Genomic DNA, 19138 nt, shown 5'->3' with positions numbered 1-19138 from the left:
CGTCCGACGCGCGCCGCGACAGCCGGAGCCCGGTTCAGCCGAGGCTGCGGTCACTCGCCCACGCACGCAGCAGCGTGTGCGCGATTGCATAGGAGGGCGGAGCGATGAAGCGGCCTCCCTCGCCCGCCAGCGCCGCGCGCACCTCGTCGCGCGTGACCCACATCGCGTCCTCCAGCTCGTTGGCGTCGAGCGTGATCCTGTCGTCGGCCGCCTCCGCGACGCAGGCGATCATCAGCTGCGACGGGAACGGCCACGGCTGGCTCGCGACATAGCGAACGTCGGTCACGCGCACGCCCGCCTCCTCGGCGATCTCGCGCGCCACCGCCTCTTCGATCGATTCGCCGGGCTCGAGGAAGCCCGCCAGCGCGGAATAGCGCCCCGCCGGCCAGCTCGGCTGCCGCCCGACCAACGCGCGGCCGTCATGTTCCGCCACCATGATCACGACCGGATCGACACGCGGGAAATGCTCTGCCGAGCAGCTCGGGCAGCGCCGTCCCCAGCCGGCGCGGAACAGATCGGTGGCGCTGCCGCAATTGGCGCAGAAGCGGTGGCGCGCGTGCCAATCGAGCAGCGAGCGCGCCGCGGCGAAGGTCGCCGCCTCGCCCGCGCGCAGCTGGTCGAGCAGGCCGAAGAGGCTGGGCGAGCGGAACGGCGGCGGGGCAGCCGCGCCGGGCACGACCGCGGCGAAACGTGGCGCTCCCGCGTCGAGCCCGAGCAGCACCAGCTCGGCACCCGCCGGCGCGGCGGACAGCGGCGCCCAGGCCAGCGCGCCGCCTTCCCCCACCACCGGCTCGAACGAGTCGAGCACCAAAAGCCGCGCCGCCGGGTCTGCCGCCGCCGCGGCGAGGCCGCCGGCGTCGTGGCGCAGCGCGTCGGCGCGGTCGAGCGTGCCGCCGGTGAAGCCGGTCGCGATCACCGCGGCATGCCGGGGTGGAGCCGCGCCGCGTCGCGCGCCAGCGCCGCGAACGTCTCCTTGGCCAGCGCATAGCGCTCGCCCGGGAAATAATTGACCATGATCGTCCCCCTGAAGCGCCGCGCCGGGTCGACGATCGCCACCGTCCCCGCCGCGCCGCCCCAGCCATAGCTGCCCTTTGACGCGCCGCCGGCTTCGTCGGCGAGATACACCACCCCGCCCGCGCCGAACCCCTGCGCCACGCCTTCCTTGTTCTTATAGCTCACGCCCGCCGGCAACAGGTTGGACATCGCCAGCCGCGCAGTCTCGGGCTTCATGATCGTCACACCGTCGAGCGTGCCCGCGTCCTGCAGCATGTGGAGGAAGCGGTCGTAGTCGCGCGCCGACGCCACCAGCCCGGCGCCGCCATACGGGAAGCTCGGCGGCTGCAGGAACACCGAGCGCGCGGCGGGGTCGAGCGGGATCAGCTGGTCGCCCGCGAAGGCGTAGTTGGTGGCGAAGCGCGCGACATTGCCGGGCGCGACCTGGAAGTCGGTCGAGGTCATGCCGAGCGGATCGAGGATGCGCGCGTGGACGAAGCGCTCGAACTTCTGCCCCGCGACCTTCTCGATCACCGCGGCGAGCACGTCGAGTCCCATCGAATAATGCCAGGTCGTCCCCGGCTCGGCGACGAGCGGCGCCTGCGCGACGCGCTCGGCGAAGGCGATCAGCGAGGCCGGCCGCGTCTTTCGTGCCATCGCCTCGGTCTGCGCGTTGGCCGAAAAGGGAACGAGGCCGAGCCGCTCATATTCCTTGAGCAGCGGCCCCTGCGCGTTGATCTGATAACCGATCCCCGAGCTGTGCGTCATCAGCTCGCGGATCGTGATCGCCGCGCGTGCCGGCCGCGTCTCCAGCGACGTGTCCGGGCTGGTCAGCACCTTCATCCGGGAGAAGCCGGGGAAATATTTGGAAAGCGGGTCGTCGAGCGACAGCTTGCCCTCCTCCACCAGCAGCATCGCCGCCATGCCGGTGATCGGTTTGGTCATCGAATAGACGCGCCACAGCGAGTCGGGGCCGGCCGGTTGCGCGCCGGGATCGGTCGCGACCGCGCCGGCGCTGACGAACACGGTCGGCAGGTCGCCCAGCCCGAAGGCGCCGACGATGCCGGGCATCTTCCTGTCGCGGACATAGCCGTCGAACAGCGCCTGGGTCGCGGGCAGGATCTGCGCACCGGGCAGCCCCTGGAGCGCGCTCGCTCCCTGAGCGGGCGGCGCGGTCTGCGGCCGCGGCGCTGGCGGTGGAGCGGGAGCATATTGAGCCGAGAGCTGAGTCGCCGCCACCAGCGCGGTGAGCGCCGCCGTACCGATCCACCGGATCACCGTCATGCCTGTCTGCTCCTCGCCAGTGCTGCCGCCTTCGCGAACAAGGTCGGCAGCCCCGCCTCGTCCAGTGTCGCCACCGGCCACCACTCACCCAGGTTGGTCGCGCGCTCGGTGTCGGCGACCGCCACGTCCAGGTCCAGCGTGAAATGCGTGAAGCCGTGCTCGACTCGTCGCTCCAGCACGCACCACGCCGCCTCGGCGGGCGCATCGCGCAGTCCCGGCGGCGCAAGCTCCCACGGACCGGTCGGCAGCGCGCGCATGCCGCCGAGCAGCCCCTTCTCGGGCCGACGCACCAGCAGCACGTGACCGTCGTTCTCGAGCCAGAAGATCGTGCCGTAGCGGTGCGGCCGCGCCGCCTTGGGCTTCTTGACCGGAAAGGCCTCGGGCGTGCCGAGCGCGAGCGCGGCGCACTGGTCGGCGAGCGGGCAGAGCAGGCAGCGCGGCTTGCGAGGGGTGCAGATCGCCGAGCCCAGGTCCATCATCGCCTGCGCATAGTCGCCGGCGCGCTGGTCGGGCGTGATCGTCGCCGCGGCGGCACGGATCGCGCGGCGCCCATCCGGCAGCGGCGCGTCGATCGCGAACAGCCGCGCCACCACGCGCTCGACATTGGCGTCCACCACCACCGCGCGTCGCCCGAAGGCGATCGCCGCGACGGCGGCGGCGGTATAGTCGCCGAAGCCTGGCAGCGCCCGCAGCGCTTCCTCGTTGTCGGGCAGCGCGCCATCATGCTCCGCCGCGATCGCGCGCGCCGCGGCGAGCAGGTTGCGCGCGCGGGCATAATAGCCGAGCCCCGCCCAGGCCGCCATGACGTCGGCCTCGTCCGCCGCGGCGAGGTCGGCGAAGCTCGGCCAGCGCGCCACCCAGGCGGCGAAGCGCGGGCGCACCGTCGCCACCGTGGTCTGCTGCAGCATCACCTCGCTCAGCCAGACGCGATAGGGGTCGGGTGTCTCGCCCGGCAGCGCGCGCCACGGCAGCGCGCGGCGGTGGCGGTCATACCAGTGTAGCAAGGGCTTGGCGGCAGTGATCGCGCGCTTGGCGTCCATGCCCCGGCTATGGCATGGGGGCGGGAATGAGCAAGCGCCCTCGCGTCTCCGATCAACCTCCCGAGCGGCAGAACCGGTCGCGCCAGGTGGCCGAGCTGCTGCCGTCGGTCGGCGGCGCGGCGTTCCGGCGCTTCGGCTTCGTTCAGTCCGCGATCGTGTCGCGCTGGCCCGACATCGTCGGCGAGAAGCTCGCCGCCGCGAGCACGCCCGAGTCGATCCGCTTCCCGGTGGGCAAGAAGCAGGACGGCACGCTCACGCTCACCGTCCGCGGCGCGCACGCGCCGATGATGAGCCACCTCACGGTCGAGATCATCGAGCGGGTCAACCGCTTCTTCGGCTATGCCGCGGTGTGCAAGGTGGCGATCCGCCACGGCGAGGTGACCAAGCGCCCCGAGCGTCGCGCGCCGCCGTCGCTGGCCCCCGCCCCCGAGCTGGGCGGCAGCCTCAAGACGATCGCCGACCCCGAGCTCAAGGCGGTGCTGGAGGCGCTGGCCTCGGGTGTCGCTGCCAACCCTCCCGCGCTGCCGAAGGTACGATGACCCGTTTCCGCTCGCTCCTGCTGCCGCTCGCCGCGCTCGCGCTCGGCACCACCGCCGGCGCCGCCGCGCCGCGCCCCTGGACCGCGGTGGCAAGCCCGGTGGCCACCGGCAGCTACCTGATCGGCAATCCCAAGGCGCGCGTGAAGCTGGTCGAATATGTCAGCTACACCTGCCCGCACTGCGGCCATTTCGCCGCCGAGTCGCGGGCGACGCTCGGCGCGATGGTGCGCTCGGGCTCGACCAGCGTCGAAGTGCGTAACCAGATCCACGACGGGATCGACCTTGCCGCGGCGACGCTGGCGCGCTGCGCCGGGCCGGCCGCCTTCCCGGCGCTGCACGAGGCCTTCTACGTGAAGCAGGAAGAATGGTACGAGCGCGCCGCCGCGTGGAGCGAGGGCAATCGCGCGCGCATCGCGTCCTGGCCGCAGCTCGACCAGCTCAAGGCGGTGGCACAGGGCGCCGGGCTCGACGCGATCGCCAAGCAGGCGGGCGCGCCCGCCGCGGCGATCGACGCCTGCTTCACCACCGACGCGCAGGTGAAGCGCGCCATCGCTGGCTCCGAGGCGACCAGCAAGGTCAAGGGCACGCCCGCCTTCGAGATCAACGGCAGGCTGATCGAGAATGTCGGCTGGGCGCAGCTCGAGCCGCAGTTGCGCGCGGCCGGCGCGCGGTGAGAATTTCGCCTTTCGATCCTCCCCTGCAAGGGGAGGTGGCAGCCCGTAGGGCTGACGGAGGGGTGACCCCGGTGGTGATGGTCGAAACACTCGCCAGCGTCGACACCCCTCCGTCGCGCTTCGCGCGCCACCTCCCCTTTCAGGGGAGGATGAACCAGTTACGTCACGGTCTTATCAACGGAGTGACCGAATGAAGCGTCTCGCATCCTCCCTGCTCTTCGCCGCCGCGGCGCTGCTCGCCGGCTGCGGCAGCGGCGGTGACGGCAATGGCAGCGCACCCAGCGCGCCCGCCGGCTCGGTGAAGGCAGTCGCCGCGCCGGCTGGCTCGGACTGGACTCAGCAGGTCCGCCAGACCCCCGAGGGCGGCTTTGTCATGGGCAATCCCGACGCGCCGCTCAAGCTGGTCGAGTATGGATCGCGAACCTGCCCCACCTGCGGCGCCTTCGGCCAGACCGGCATGCGCCCGCTCGAGGAGAATTACGTCAAGTCGGGTAAGGTCTCGTACGAGTTCCGCGACTTCCTGGTCCACGGGCCGCCCGATTTCGCGGCCTCGCTGCTCGGCCGCTGCGCCGGCGCCGCGCCGTTCTTCCCAATTCTCGAGCAAATGTACATCGACCAGCCCAAGTTCCTCGACGCGCAGATGAAGGCGGCGCAGGACCAGTCCTTCCTCCAGCAGACGCAGAACGCCACTCCGGCGCAGGTCGCGAACGGCTGGGCGGACAAGATGGGCTATGTCGAATTCGTCAAGCAGCGCGGCATCACCGAGGCGCAGGCGCGCGCCTGCCTCAACGATCCCAAGGCGATCGAGGCGCTGACCAAGATGACGCAGGACGCCACCGAGAAGCAGGACGTGACCGGCACGCCCACCTTCTTCCTCAACGGCCGCAAGCTGGAGAACAGCGTCACCTGGCAGGCGATCGAGACCGCGCTCACGTCCGCGGGCGCCTGATCCCGAGCATGGCGCGGGGCTGACCCTCGATGCGCATCAAGCGGCTGCGGCTGACCGGCTTCAAGAGCTTCGTCGACCCCGCCGACCTGCGCATCGAGCCGGGGCTGACCGGAGTGGTCGGCCCCAACGGTTGCGGCAAGTCCAACCTGCTTGAGGCGCTGCGCTGGACGATGGGCGAGAACAGCGCCCGCTCGATGCGCGGCGCCGGCATGGAGGACGTGATCTTTGCCGGCACCGCGACGCGGCCGCCGCGCGACTTCGCCGAGGTGTCGCTGCTCGCCGAGATCGACGCGCCCGACGGCGCGCAGGAGCGCGAGATCGTCCGACGGATCGAGCGCGGCGCGGGTTCGGCCTATCGGCTCGACGGGCGCGACGTTCGCGCCAAGGACGTCCAGCTCCTCTTCGCCGACGCCGCGACCGGCGCGCATTCTCCCGCCTTGGTGAGCCAGAACCGCATTGGCGCGGTGATCGCGGCCAAGCCGGGCGAGCGCCGTGCGATGCTGGAGGAGGCCGCGGGCATCGCCGGGCTCCACGTCCGCCGCAAGGACGCGGAGGCGCGGCTGCGCGCCACCGAGGCCAATCTCGCGCGGCTCGACGAGCTGATGGCGGACCAGGGCGCGCGCATCGCCGCGCTGCGCCGCCAGGCCCGCGCCGCCGAGCGCTACCGCTTGCTGTCCGAGCAGATCCGGCTGGCCGAGGCGCGGATGATCTTCGCGCGCTGGCGCGACGCCGCGGCCGCCGCCACCGCGGCCAAGCAGGAGGCCGACGCCGCCGCGGCGCAGGTCGCCGACGCGACCGAGGCGGAGCAGGCGACGCTGGCCGCACAGCGCACCGCCGCCGAACAGGTCGCCGCCGCGCGCGCCGCCGCGCTGGCGGCGCGCGACCGTTCCGGCGAGCTGGCGCATCAGCTGACACGCGTGCGCGAGCAGCGCCACGGCGTCCAGCGCCGGCTGGAAGAGATGGAGTCGGCACGCCGCCGCATCGGCGATGACCGGGCGCGCGAGGACTCGCTCGCGCACGACGCGGCCGCCGCGCTGGAGCGGATCGCCGCCGAGGCCGACCGGTTCGACCAACGGATTGCCGAGGGCAGCGCCGCGCTTCCCGTGCTCGACGCCGCGCTCGCAGAGGCGGAGCGCCACGCGCGCGACGTCGAAGTCGCACTCGCCCAGGCGCTGTCGGCCGAAGCGGCGGAGGCGGCCGAGCGTCGCGTCGCCGCCGCCGCGCGCGGCGCTGCCGCCGCGCGCCACGAGCGCGCGCGGCGCGAGGCGATGCGGCTCGCCGAGGCAATCGAGGCGCTCGACGATCCGGCCACGCTGGAGGCGGTGCGCGATGCCGCGCGCGCGGCGCAGGTCGACGCGCAGGGTCGGGTGGCGAAGGCGCGCGCCGCGCTCGACTGGGCCGAGACGAGCGAGACCGAGGCACGCGAGGAGCGCGACCCCGCCGAGGCGGCACGCGCCGCCGCGCTGGCAGCGCTGGCAGCGCTCGACGGCGAGGCGGCGGCGCTCGCGCGCGCGGTCGAGCAGAAAGGCGAGAAACTGCTCGACGCGGTCAGCGCCGAGCCCGGCTTCGAGCGCGCGCTCGCCGCCGCGCTGGGTGACGAGCTCGAGACCGCGCTGGCCGACTGGCACGGCTCGCCGCTCGGCGAGGACGATCCCCCCGCCCCGATCGGCACGTTGCCGCTCGCCGCGCGCGTCGCCGCGCCGCCGGCACTGGAACGGCGCCTGTCGCAGGTATTCCTGGTCGAGACCGACTCGGGGCAGCCGCTCCGGCCCGGCCAGCGACTGGTGACCCGCGAGGGGCGCGTGCGACGCTGGGATGGCTATGTCAGCACCAGTGGTGGCGCCGCCGCGGCAGAGCGGCTCGAGCGCCGCAACCGTCTCGCCGCGCTCGAGGCCGAGCGCCCCGGGACCGCAGCGGCGGTGGAACGCGCGACCCAGCGGCGCACACAGATCGACGAGCGCATCGCCCGCGCGCGCGGAGCGGCGCAGTCGTCGCGTGCTCTGCTCGCGCAGGGCGAGGTCGACGTGCGCGCGGCGCAGCGCGACGAGGACCGCGCCACGGCGCAGCTCGAGCGGCTCGCCGGGCAGCGAACCGATCTCGCGCAACGCGCCGAGCGGGTCACCGCCGAGGCGGCCGAGGCCTTGGAGGAACAGGAGCGCGCCGCCGACGCGCTCGCTGCCCTCCCCGATGGTGCCGCCGCGGCGGGCGAGACCGCGCGGCTGCGCGGCGAGGCCGAGGCGGCGCGCGCCAGGGTGGCGCTGGCGCGCTCGGATCGCGCCACGCGCGAGCGCGAGCTGACCGACGCGCGCGAGCGTCGCGCCGCTGGCAAGAGCGAGGCGCAGGGCTGGCGCACACGCGCGGGCGAGGCGGCGAAGCGAACCGCCGACATGGACCAACGCGCGACCGACTTGGAACGCGAGCTTACCGGGCTGGCCGCGCGCCCCGACGCGCTCGCCGCCAAGATTGCGGACCTCGACCGCGAGGTGACCGCTGCGCGCGCCGCCGCCGACTCGACCCAAGCCGAGGAGCGCGCCGCCGAGGCCGCGCTGCGCGACGCCGACACCGTCCACGCGCGCGCCGCCGAGGCGCTGGCCACCGCGCGCGAGGCACGCGCCGGCGCCACCGTGCGCGCCGAGAACCACGAGCTGCGCCGCGTCGAGATGGGGCGCGTGTCGGGCGAGCGCTTCGAATGCCCCGCGCCGGTGCTGCCGGAGAAGATCGGCTTCGCTTCGGCCGATGTCGGGTCGCCGCAGGACGAATCGAACGCGCACGAGCGGCTGACGCTCGACCGCGAGCGGCTCGGCCCGGTCAACCTCGTCGCCCAGCGCGAGCTGGAGGAGCTGGAGACGAGCGGCGCCGCCACCGCGGCGGAGCGCGAGGAATTGGGGCAGGCAGTCAACCGTCTGCGCGGCTCGATCGGCACGCTAAACCGCGAGGGGCGGCAGCGGCTGCTCGCCGCCTTTGAGGCGGTCAACGGCCATTTTCGGCGGCTGTTCACCACCTTGTTCAGCGGCGGCCAGGCGCATCTCGCACTGGTCGACTCGGACGATCCGCTCGAGGCCGGGCTCGAGATCATGGCGCAGCCGCCGGGCAAGCGGCTCCAGTCGCTCACCCTGCTATCGGGCGGCGAGCAGGCGCTCACCGCCGTGGCACTGATCTTCGGCCTGTTCCTCACCAACCCGGCGCCGATCTGCGTGCTCGACGAAGTCGACGCGCCGCTCGACGACGCCAATATCGAGCGCTTCTGCGACCTGCTCGAGCAGATGAGCCGCGAGACCGACACGCGCTACCTGATCGTGACGCACAATGCGGTGACGATGAGCCGCATGCACCGCTTGTTCGGGGTGACAATGGTGGAGCGCGGGGTGAGCCGGCTGGTGTCGGTCGACCTTCAGGCGGCGGAGCTGCTCGCGGCGGAGTGAGGCGCCCCTCTGCCGCTCGCCGACCCCTCACCAACGTCATCCTGATCTTGTTTAAGGATCCACCGGGCCGCGCAGCAAGCGACCGGAGATTGGCGGAAGGATAGATCCTGAAACGAGTTCAGAATGACGGCAGAGAGAAGGGCAGCGTCACATCTATCCGCGCGCCGCGACCAGCCCCTCCGGGTCGCGCGCGCGCGTCGACGCCCAACTACGGCGCGTCAGCAGCCGCCGCAGCGGGTAAAGCACCGCTCTCGCGCATACCGACAGCGTCAGCACCACCATGACCGCGGCGAGCGAGGCGCACACCAGCAGCCGCACCCAGCGCTCGCCGTCGATCGCGGTACCGGCGCGAAGCAGCGCCACGAGGATCAGCGCGGCGCCCAGCCCGCGCAGCCATCGCCGCTGCGCCGGCGATGTCGCGCCCGCGTCGCGGTGGAAGCGGTGCGACGCCGCCGCGAGCAGCACGAACGCCAGAGCGCACAGCACGAAACCCTCACACATGCGCCAATTCCCTCACCTTCCTGCGTGTCTTGCCTTGTCGCTCGCGCCCCGCGCTCCACGCCGCCGCCGCGAGCAGCGCCGCGATCGCCAGCATCGCCACGTCGAAGCCGACGAACAGCCCGTCGCCGGCCCGTAGCGAGGTGAAGAAGCCGCGATCGGTCGTCACCGCGTTGACGAAGGGGATCGCGCCGAACAGGAGCGCCCCCAATCCGAACAGCTCGCACCAGGCGCGCTTGGCCGGGCGCGCCAGCTGGAGCAGCGCGGCACCACCCCAGGTGTAGAACATCGTCGCCACCTCGGCGTCGGCGCGGCCCGCCGCCGCGGCCGGGATCAGCCGGTTGGCCAACAGATAGCTGGCCATGCCGATCGGCAGCGCGGCAATCGCGGCGATGTTGAGGCGCTCGACAAGCCGCAGCCCGAAAAACGGCGCGGCATTGGGTCGGCGCCGTGCCGAGGTCCACAGCAGCAGCCCGGTGCCTACCATTGCCGCACCGGTCAGCCCGAGCGCGAACAGCAGCCACCGCAGCGCCGGCGCGGCGAACTGCGCGGTGTGCAGCCCCAGCATGACCCCGGCGGTGGAGAGCGCCGGCCCCGCGCCGGTGTCCGCCGCAGTGACGCGCCCGGTCACGCCCGAATAGGTGACCGTGCCGCCGCGCGCGTTGAGACTGCTCGCCCCGCCCGACGCCACCGCCACCGTCGCCGCGGCGTCGCCGGGGAAGCGGATTACCACACGCTGTGCGTGCTGGCCGAGGCGCCGCTCGGCGTCCGTAATCAGCGGCGCCACCGCGACCAGCGGCATGGCGCGGCCGCTGGCCTTGTCGTCGAAGACATAGCCATAGGCTTCCTTGCCGAAGTCCGCGGGCTGCTTGTAATTGGCGCCGATTGGCCAGGGCATGTACATCAGCACCAGCGTCATCAGCCCGGTGTAGGTGATCACCGCGTGATACGGCAGCGCAAGTACTGCCGAGACATTGTGCGCGTCGAGCCAGCTGCGCTGCCCCTTGTTCCAGCGCAGCGTGAAGAAGTCGGCGAAGATGCGCTTGTGCGTCACCACACCCGAGACGATCGCGCCGAGCATAAACATCGCGCACAGCCCTGCGAGCCAACGCCCCCAGGGGTGCGGCAGCTGGAGCTGGAAGTGGAAGCGGTAGAAATGCTCGCCTCCGCGGGTCTCACGCGCGTGAATCGGCTCGCCGCCGCGCGGGTCGAGTTCCAGCTCGGGCGCGCGCGGGCGCTTGGCCGGCATGGCCTTCGCTCCGGGAATGGCGAACACGCGCGTCACCGCGGAACGGTCGTCGGGGAGGTAGATATACCATTGTTCGTCGCCGACACCGACACGTGACAGGTAGCGCACCGCGGCTTGCGCGGCCGCTGCGGCGCTCACCCGGTTGGCAGGCTGCTCCGGTTGCATCCATTGCGTAATCTCGGGGCGAAAATAGCTCGCGGTGCCGGTGAGGAACATGGCGAACAGGATCCAGCCGGCGAGTAGGCCGAGCCAGCCGTGGATCCACGCCATCGACTGCCGCAGCGAGCGAGTCACGCGCGCGCGCCGATCAGCCAGACCGCCCCACCCGCGAGCGCGGCAACGCTCCATACCAGCGCGACGACCCGAACGAGCTTCGGCTCGTGGAAGCACCACAGGCCGATCACCGCATAGACGAGGAAGCTGGTGATCATGCCCCAGGCGGTCGCCTCGGCGCGCGACAACGGCAACAGCCGCGACACGAGGCTCACCAGCGCCGCGGTGGCGGCATAGCCGCCGAGGAGCGCGGTGGTGCAGCGCGCGAGCATCGCGAGCGCGGCAGGGCGGATCAGCACCCTCCGTCGCGGCATCTGCCCTCGCTGCATCAGCATTCGACCTTTCCCCTTGCTCTGCCGCCCGATGACTTATAGCGGCGTTTGCGAGTCACTAGCAATAGCGAAATAAGGGGTCGATATGAACAACAAGCGCGCCATGCGGCTACTCGCGTCGACGGTGGCCGGGGGCATCGCGCTGGCGGCCGCGCCGGCTGCGGCGCGACCGTTCGCCGACATCGCCGTCGCCGAGACGCCAGCGCCGGCGGAGAGTCCCGCGCCGGTCGACGACTCGAGCGACCGCGACGATATCCTCGTCACCGGCGAGCGCGCGCGGCGCGACGGGCGCAGCGGCGCCAAGACCGAGACCCCGCTGATCGCGCTGCCGCAGGCCGTCACCGTCATCGACGAGGACGAACTCACGCGTCGCAACGCGCTGTCGATCAACCAGGCGCTCGGCTATGTCGCCGGCGTCGCGCCCAACCAGCGCGGCAACGTGGCAACGCGCTACGACCAGCTCTTCCTGCGCGGCTTCACCCCCGGCGTCTTCATGGACGGCATGCGCCAGCAAGGCGGCGTTTATTCAAGCCCGCAGACCGACTTTCACCTCGTCGAATCGGTCGACGTCATCAAGGGTCCCGCTTCGGTCCTCTACGGCAGCGGCACGCCGGGCGGGCTGATCAACCTGACGAGCAAGCTTCCCTATGCCGAAGCGGGCGGACGGATCGAGCTGGCCGGCGGCAATTTCGACCTGCTGCGCTCGGCGATCGACCTCAACCAGCCGCTCGACCGCGACGGCCGCTGGCAATTCCGCGTGATCGCCGGCGCCGAGCGCAGCGACGGCTTCCTTCGCTACACCCATAACCGCCGCTATTACGCGCGCCCGATGCTGACCTTCGCGCCCGACGATCGAACCAGCGTGACGCTGATCCTGAGCTACCAGCGCGACCCCGAGGCCTCGTCCTACAGCGGCGTGCCCGTCTATGGCTCGGCGCTGCCCAACCCGTTCGGCACGCTGCCGATCAACCTCAACGTCTCCGAGCCGGGCTACGAGGCGTTCGACCGCAAGCAGCGATCGGCGACGTTGCTGTTCCGCCACCGCCTGTCGGACGCGCTGACCTGGACCACCAACGCGCGCTACTATGACGTCGACCTCCACTATCGCCAGATCTACCTCTCGGCCTTTCGCACCACCGGCACCGGGGCGGCGCGCGCTACCGATTTCTCGACGATCGTCCGCGGCGGCGGCGGGTCGGACGAGCGCTTCCGCACGATCACGCTCGACAATCGGCTCGCCGCCGAGCTTGCCACCGGGCCGGTGCGCCATGTCCTGCTCGCCGGGCTCGACTATGCGCACAACGAGGGGCGCAACGACCAGGGCTTCCTCACCGGGGAGACCAGCGACCCCACCACCAGCATCAGCGACTTCGACCTGTTCGCGCCGCGCTACGGCGGCACCCTGCCCAGCTTCGCGCTGACGCAGACGCGCAACTTCCGCCGCATCGACCAGACCGGCGCCTATGTGCAGGACCAGATGACGCTCGGCGGGCTCAACCTGATCGCGAGCGGCCGCTGGGACTGGTACGACCAGCTCACGCGCAACCGCACCAGCGGCGCGGTCACCCGCTCGTCGCAGACCGCCTTCACCGCGCGGCTCGGCGCGCTGTACGAGACGACATGGGGCGTGGCGCCGTTTGCCAGCTATGCCGAGAGCTTCGAGCCGCAGACCGGCGCCACCTTCGAGGGCGCCGCGTTCGTGCCGGTGACCGGGCGGCAATATGAGGCCGGGCTCAAGTTCCAGCCGCGCGGCACAGAGGCGCTGTTCACGCTCTCCGCCTTCGACCTGCGACGGCAGAATGTGCCCGTCGCCGACCCGTTGCGGCCGAACTTCCAGACCCAGGTCGGCGAGGTCAAGGTACGCGGCATTGAGCTAGACGGTCGCGGCGAGGTGGCGCCCGGCGTCACCGTCGTGGTGGCGGGGAGCTACACCGACCCGCTCGTCACCAGCGGCACCGTCGCGGTGGGAGGCGGCGGCCAGCTCGCCGGCGTCACCGGCACGCGCCCGCTCGGGGTGCCGCGGTGGAGCGCGTCGAGCTTCCTATCCTGGGATCTGGGCGACTCGGTCGCCGGCGCGCTGGGCGGCGTGTCGGTTGGCGGCGGCGTGCGCTACGTTGGCGAATCGGATGGCACCGCCAGCTATGTCCGCGGCAACGCCACCATCGTCGAGCGCTTCGACTCGCCGGGCTATGTGCTCGCCGACGCGCTGCTCGGCTACGACTTCAGCGCGCTGGATCGTCGCTGGGACGGGCTGAGCCTTAGCGTCAACGCCAGCAACCTGTTCGACACGCGCCATATCGCCAGCTGCTTCTTCAACAACAGCTGTTACTACGGCGCGTCGCGAACGGTGGTGGGAACATTGCGCTACGCCTGGTGAAGCCGTCGGAGTTATAGCGTCATTAACCAAAATCGGCGATGATGCGCGTATCCCGTGGAGCGCGATGAATGACCGATCCTGCCGCCGATAGTCCGATGCGCCGCGCCGTGGCGCTGTGCCGCCGCCATGTTGCGGCGGCCTTCGGATTCAGTGCCCTCGTCAACGTGCTCTACATCGCGCCAACCTTGTACATGCTTCAAGTCTACGACCGGGTGGTGCCGACTCAGGGTCAGCTCACCTTGTTATTTCTGACCTTCGTGCTGCTGTTCGCGCTGGTGACGCTGTCGCTGCTCGACCGCGTGCGCACGCGGCTGCTGGTGCGCGCCGGCGTGCAGCTTGATGCCGCGCTGGCGCCGGCGCTGCTCGACTCGACGCTGGGCCGGCCCGACCTGCCGATGGCGCGCCAGGCGCTGCGCGAGTTCGATACGCTGCGCCAGACGCTGAGCGGCGCGGGCGTGCTCGCGCTGTTCGACGCGCCCTGGACCCCGATCTACATCTTCGTCTGCTTCCTGGTGCATCCCGCGATCGGCGCGGTCGCGCTGGTCGGCGGCACGATCCTGCCTGTGCTGGCGTGGCGCAACGAGCGCGCGACCCGCACCGCGCTGGAGCGCGCCCAAGTCTCCGCCGCCAACAGCTACGCCAGCCAAGAGGCGATGCTCGGCGGCGCCGAGGCGGTGCGCGCGCTCGGCATGCGCCGCGCGATGGTCGCGCGCCAGCTGCGGCTGCGCGAGGCCATGCTGGCGCAGCAGACCGCGGCGGGCTTCACCGGCGGCAATTATCTCACCGCGACGAAGTTCGTGCGGCTCGCCTTGCAAAGCCTCGCGCTCGGGCTGGGCGCGCTGCTGGCGATCGACAACCAGATCTCGGCGGGCGCGATCTTCGCTTCCTCCTTCCTGATCGCGCGCGCGCTAGCGCCGATCGAACAGCTGATCGGCGGCTGGAAAGGCATCGCCCAGGCGTTCGGCAGCTATCGCCGGCTCGACAAGCTTCTGATCGAAACACAGCACGCCGCGCCCGCCACCCAGCTGCCCGCTCCCCGCGGCGCGATCGCGCTGGAGGGCGTGACGCTGCTCAACGACACCCGCGACGGCACGATCGTCTCCGACGTCACGCTCCAGATCGCGCCCGGGGAGGTGGTGGCGATGATCGGGCCGAGCGGCGCGGGCAAGTCGACGCTGGCGCGCATCATCGCCGGCGCAGTCCGCCCCGACCGTGGCCGCGTGCGGATCGACGGGGCCGATCTCGGCGACTGGGATCCCGAGCGGCTCGCCGCGCACGTCGGCTATCTGCCGCAGGAGCCGACGCTGTTCGCGGGCACGATCAAGGAGAATATCGCGCGTTTCCGCGGCGAGCTGGGCGAGGAGAGCGCCGCGCTCGACGCCGCCGCCATCGCTGCGACCGAGCGCGCGCGTGCGCGCGAGCTGGTACAGCGGCTACCGAACGGCTTCGACCATCAGCTCAAGCCCGGCGGGCGCGGCCTCTCCGCCGGCCAGTCGCAGCGCGTCGCGCTGGCACGCGCGATGTACGGCGACCCGGCGCTGCTGGTGCTCGACGAACCCAATGCGCATCTCGACTCTGAGGGCGACGCCGCTTTGCTCGCCGCGATCGATCACTACAAGCGCGCCGGCCACACCATCCTGGTGGTCAGCCACAAGCTCGGCATCCTTCCCGTGGTGGACAAGCTGCTGCTGATGCGCGGCGGCCGGGTCGAGCTCTTCGGCCCGCGCGACGAGGTGCTCCAGCGCATCTCGCCGCCCAAGCTGCGCACCGTCCCAGCGGGCGGAACCGCTCCCGCACCTGCCCCTGTCGCTGACCTCCCCACTCCCGCCGCGAGCGCCTGACATGGCTAGCCTGCCGATCACCGATACGGTCCACCTGCCCGCCGACCCGCGCCGCGACATCCGCACCGGCGTCGTGATCGCGGTGCTGTTTTTCGTGCTGTTCCTCGGCTGGGCCGCCTTCGCGCGGCTCGACGCCGCGGCCTATGCCGAGGGCGTGCTCCAGGTCTCGGGCCAGCGCCAGACGGTGCAGCACCGCGATGGCGGCGTGGTGCAGGCCATCTCCGTCCGCGAGGGCCAGCGCGTGCAGCGCGGTCAGCTGCTGATCCGCCTCGCCTCGCCCGAGGTGCGCGCCACCGAGCGCGCGCTTGCTTCGCAAGCGATCCGGTTGCTGGCGCAGCGCGCGCGGCTGCAGGCCGAGCAGCTCGGCCAGAGGCAGATCTCCATCCCGGTCGAGTTCGCGTCAATGCCCGCGGAGGACAAGCCCGAGATCGCGCTGGCGATGCGGCTCCAGCAGACCGAGCTGCGCGCGCGCACCGCTACTCTGTCCGCGCAGCGCGACGCGCTCGGCCAGCGCGGCGCTCAGTCGCGCGAGCAGGGCCGCGGCTATGGCGAGCAGGTCGTCTCGGCGCAGGAGCAGTTGCGGCTGCTCGACGCGCAGCTCGATGCGCTGCGGCCGGTTGCAGCCAAGGGCTTCGTCTCGCAGACCCGCCTGCGCGAGCTGGAACGGATGCGCGCCGAACTTCAGGGTCAGCGCGGCCAATATGCCGCCAGCGTGGCACAGACCCGCGAGGCGGCGCGCGAGAGCCAGATCGAACGGCTCGAGGCCGAGCGGACCTTCAGCGAGCGCACTGCCGCTGACCTGCGCGACGTCGAGACCAAGCTGGGCGACGTGCTCCCCAAGCTGGGCGCGGCGCGCGACCAGCTGGCGCGGACCGAAATTCGCTCGCCCGCGACCGGCGCGGTGGTGGGGCTGGCGGTGTTTACGCCCGGCGGGGTGATCGCGCCGGGGCAGAAATTGATGGATGTGGTGCCCGAGCGCACGCCGCTGCGGATCCAGGCGCGCATCTCGCCCGACGACGCCGACGATCTCACCGTCGGTCAGAAAACGCTGGTCAAATTCCCGAGCCTGCACGAGCGCGACCTGCCCGAGCTGACCGGCGAGCTGACCCGCCTGTCCGCTGACAGCTTCACCGACGAGAAGACCGGGCGCAGCTATTTTACCGGCGAGGTGGTGGTGCCGCCGTCGCAGCTGCGATTGCTGTCGAGCTTCCGCGGCAAGGACTTCCAGCTACGCGCCGGCATGCCCGCGCAGGTGCTGATCCCGCTGCGCAAGCGCACCGCGCTCGATTATGCGGTGGAGCCGCTGATTGGCGGCTTCTGGGCCTCGTTCCGCGAGCATTGAGGGTCATGGGAGGGGGGCGGCGGTGCGGTTACACTGCCTACCTACCCCTCCCCGTCATTCCCGCGAAGGCGGAATTCCAGACCCGCTATCATCTGCTGGGTATTAGGCGATTTGCCGCTGCAAGTCGGGCGGCATCGTTCCGCTTGCTAGACGCTTAGGACGAACGACACTCGCGGTTCACTGACGTTCATGCCTCTGGATCCCCGCCTTCGCGGGATTGACGCAATGAGTGGTATATGGCGCACCGGCAAAGTTCAGCGCCCTCATCTCACCTCATCGATGATCCGCCTCATTATGGTGAGCGCCCTCATCAAGTATTAACCATCCCGGGCGTAAAGAAGGAAGCGTTCCGAACGTTCGGCAAGCGGCGACGGCGGGACGCTTTTTGAGCTCCAGCGATGAGACCGATCATGGCCCAGTCCATGCCCGCCGAGCCGAAGCGCTCGCACCTGTATTTTCTTCGTGCGCTCGCCTTGCTGCGACCAGAGAAGCTGAAGGCGGGTTCGCTGATCGGCGCGGGGCTGCTCGTCGCGTTGCTGCAGGTCAGCGAGCCTTTGCTGTTCGGCAAGGCGGTCAACGGGCTCACCAGCGGCGCCGGGCCGATGCGTTATGTCGCGATGTGGTGCGGGATCAGCGTCGCGGTGTTCCTCGCCAGCGTCGTCATCTCGCTGCTTGCCGATCGCATGGCGCACCGACGCCGCCTCGCCGCCATGTCGGGCTTTGTCGAGCACCTGCTCGCGCTGCCGCCGTCGTTCCACACCCAGGCGCGCTCGGGCCGGCTGATGCGGATCATGATTTCGGGCTGCGACGCGTTGTTCAACCTGTGGCTGCCGCTGCTGCGCGACCAGATCACCAATCTCGCGATCGTCGCGGTGCTGCTGCCGATCGCGCTGGCGACCAACTGGCGGCTCGCGCTGGTGCTGGTCGCGCTGATGGTGGTCTATTCAGCGGTCAACGTCGTGGTGATGCGCCACACCTCGACCGGCCAGGCGCAGGTGGAGGATCGCTTCACCGACATTTCGGGCAACCTCGGCGACCTGTTCGGCAATGTCACCGTGCTTCAGAGCTTCCTCGCGGTCCCCGGCGAGCTCGGCAACGTGCGCCGCTCGCTCCACGACCTGCTTCACGCGCAATATCCGGTGCTCAACTGGTGGGCGGTTTCGGCGGTGCTGACGCGCGGTGCCTCGTCGATTGCGATCGTCTCGATCTTCGGCTTTGGCGCGTCGCTGGTGTCGCGCGGGCTGGCGACGATCGGCGACGTCGTCTCCTTCGTCGGCTTCGCGACGCTGCTGATCGCGCGGCTGGAGACGATCACCAGCTTCATCGTCGACAAGGCGCAGCGCCTCCCGGCGCTGGTGCAGTTCTTCGACGTGCTCGACCAGCAAAGCCATATCGGCGAAGCCGAGAACGCGCAGCCGCTCGCGGTCAACGAGGGCCGTGTCACCTTCGAGAACGTCTCTTTCCGTTATCCCACCGGCTCGGGCGCGGTGCGCGATCTCAGCTTCGAGGTCGAGCCGGGCCAGACGGTCGCGATCGTCGGCCCGACCGGATCGGGCAAGTCGACCGCGCTCGGCCTGTTCCAGCGTGCCTATGACCCGGAGAGCGGGCGTATCCTGGTCGACGGGCAGGACATCCGCGAGGTCACGCTCGCGTCGCTGCGCGCCGCCACTGGCGTCGTGTTCCAGGAGGCCGGGCTGTTCAACCGCTCGATCGCCGAGAATATCGCGATGGGCGATCCGGACGCGACGATGGAGCAGATCGAGGATGCGGCGCGGATCGCCGGCGCCTATGACTTCATCATGCGCAAGCCGCAGGGCTTCGCCACCCCGGTCGGCGACCGCGGCGCGGGTTTGTCGGGCGGCGAGCGCCAGCGCATCGCGATTGCGCGCGCGCTGCTGAAGAACGCCCCCATCCTGTTGCTCGATGAGGCGACCAGCGCGCTCGACGTCGCCACCGAGGCGCGGTTGCAGGAGAGCCTCGAGCGGCTGCGACAGGGCCGTACCACCTTCGTGATCGCGCACCGGCTTTCCACCGTGCGCGCGGCCGACCGGATCGTCGTGCTCGACCAAGGCGAGATCGTCGAGCAGGGCGGATTCGACGAGCTGCTCGCGCGCGGCGGTGCGTTCGCGCAGCTCGCGGCGGATGGCGGGCTCACCGTACCTGCGGCGAACGACGACGCGGGCGAGCGCAAGGCGGCGTGAGAGGCCGTCGGGCGGAGGCGTCGAGGTCCTCCCCCGGCACAAGGAGGGGACCTCACCGAGCGGCGTGGTGGAGGGGGCTCTCCACGAAGCGCGGCATCTGTGAATGCCGCGCTCCACCCGCCTG

At 71.2% G+C, this 19138-nt stretch carries 14 protein-coding genes; 8 read left to right on the top strand and 6 right to left on the bottom strand.

Annotation, left to right across the window (positions count from 1 at the left end):
* Positions 1–34 precede the first annotated feature (34 nt).
* From nudC to mutY, 3 genes are read right to left on the bottom strand one after another with little or no spacing between them, the layout of a single operon-like run.
* Positions 35–916 (bottom strand): NAD(+) diphosphatase, encoded by an 882-nt coding sequence (gene nudC / locus QBJ89_RS12140; protein ID WP_277980756.1) that lies wholly within the window; start codon positions 914–916, stop codon positions 35–37.
* Positions 913–2277, bottom strand: coding sequence for a serine hydrolase domain-containing protein (locus QBJ89_RS12135; RefSeq protein ID WP_277980755.1), 1365 nt, complete (start codon positions 2275–2277; stop codon positions 913–915). The genes nudC and QBJ89_RS12135 overlap by 4 nt, the downstream gene beginning before the upstream one ends.
* Positions 2274–3317, bottom strand: coding sequence for an A/G-specific adenine glycosylase (gene mutY, locus QBJ89_RS12130; protein ID WP_277980754.1), 1044 nt, complete (start codon positions 3315–3317; stop codon positions 2274–2276). Before mutY ends, QBJ89_RS12135 begins: the two co-directional genes overlap by 4 nt.
* A gap of 26 nt (positions 3318–3343) precedes the next feature.
* Between mutY and QBJ89_RS12125 the strand changes: the two genes are divergently transcribed.
* The 4 genes from QBJ89_RS12125 to QBJ89_RS12110 all read left to right on the top strand — a co-directional run bounded on the left by QBJ89_RS12125 (position 3344) and on the right by QBJ89_RS12110 (position 8901).
* On the top strand, positions 3344–3856 hold the full coding sequence (locus QBJ89_RS12125) for a DUF721 domain-containing protein (RefSeq protein ID WP_277980753.1): 513 nt from the start codon (positions 3344–3346) through the stop codon (positions 3854–3856).
* A complete protein-coding gene (locus tag QBJ89_RS12120; protein ID WP_277980752.1) occupies positions 3853–4530 on the top strand; it encodes a thioredoxin domain-containing protein in 678 nt (225 codons plus the stop codon). The genes QBJ89_RS12125 and QBJ89_RS12120 overlap by 4 nt, the downstream gene beginning before the upstream one ends.
* Positions 4531–4720: 190 nt before the next feature.
* Positions 4721–5479, top strand: a complete 759-nt coding sequence (locus tag QBJ89_RS12115) for a thioredoxin domain-containing protein (protein WP_277980751.1) — start codon at positions 4721–4723, stop codon at positions 5477–5479.
* Between the two features lie 29 nt (positions 5480–5508).
* Entirely contained in the window at positions 5509–8901 is a 3393-nt protein-coding gene (locus QBJ89_RS12110; protein WP_277980750.1) for a chromosome segregation SMC family protein, read from the top strand.
* 153 nt (positions 8902–9054) lie between these two features.
* Here the strand turns inward: QBJ89_RS12110 and QBJ89_RS12105 are convergent, their stop codons facing one another.
* From QBJ89_RS12105 to QBJ89_RS12095, 3 genes are read right to left on the bottom strand one after another with little or no spacing between them, the layout of a single operon-like run.
* Positions 9055–9402 (bottom strand): DUF3325 family protein, encoded by a 348-nt coding sequence (locus tag QBJ89_RS12105; RefSeq protein WP_277980749.1) that lies wholly within the window; start codon positions 9400–9402, stop codon positions 9055–9057.
* Entirely contained in the window at positions 9395–10942 is a 1548-nt protein-coding gene (locus QBJ89_RS12100) for a PepSY-associated TM helix domain-containing protein (RefSeq protein ID WP_277980748.1), read from the bottom strand. The genes QBJ89_RS12105 and QBJ89_RS12100 overlap by 8 nt, the downstream gene beginning before the upstream one ends.
* Positions 10939–11256, bottom strand: a complete 318-nt coding sequence (locus tag QBJ89_RS12095; RefSeq protein ID WP_277980747.1) for a hypothetical protein — start codon at positions 11254–11256, stop codon at positions 10939–10941. Before QBJ89_RS12095 ends, QBJ89_RS12100 begins: the two co-directional genes overlap by 4 nt.
* 82 nt (positions 11257–11338) lie before the next feature.
* On the opposite strand from QBJ89_RS12095, the gene QBJ89_RS12090 reads away from it, so the two are divergent.
* The 4 genes from QBJ89_RS12090 (at position 11339) to QBJ89_RS12075 (ending at position 19014) form a co-directional block, all read left to right on the top strand.
* Positions 11339–13630, top strand: coding sequence for a TonB-dependent siderophore receptor (locus tag QBJ89_RS12090; protein WP_277980746.1), 2292 nt, complete (start codon positions 11339–11341; stop codon positions 13628–13630).
* Positions 13631–13698: 68 nt separating this feature from the next.
* On the top strand, positions 13699–15471 hold the full coding sequence (locus tag QBJ89_RS12085; protein WP_277980745.1) for a type I secretion system permease/ATPase: 1773 nt from the start codon (positions 13699–13701) through the stop codon (positions 15469–15471).
* 1 nt (position 15472) lies between these two features.
* Positions 15473–16813: an HlyD family type I secretion periplasmic adaptor subunit gene (locus QBJ89_RS12080; protein WP_277980744.1), complete on the top strand. Its 1341-nt coding sequence runs from the start codon at positions 15473–15475 to the stop codon at positions 16811–16813.
* A 410-nt stretch (positions 16814–17223) separates the two neighbouring features.
* Positions 17224–19014, top strand: coding sequence for an ATP-binding cassette domain-containing protein (locus QBJ89_RS12075; RefSeq protein WP_277980743.1), 1791 nt, complete (start codon positions 17224–17226; stop codon positions 19012–19014).
* Positions 19015–19138 lie beyond the last annotated feature (124 nt).

Origin of the sequence: Sphingomonas phyllosphaerae (assembly GCF_029623345.1) — a bacterium.
GTDB classification, from domain to species: Bacteria; Pseudomonadota; Alphaproteobacteria; order Sphingomonadales; family Sphingomonadaceae; genus Sphingomonas; species Sphingomonas phyllosphaerae_C.
This window is presented reverse-complemented; position numbering and strand designations above follow the sequence as displayed.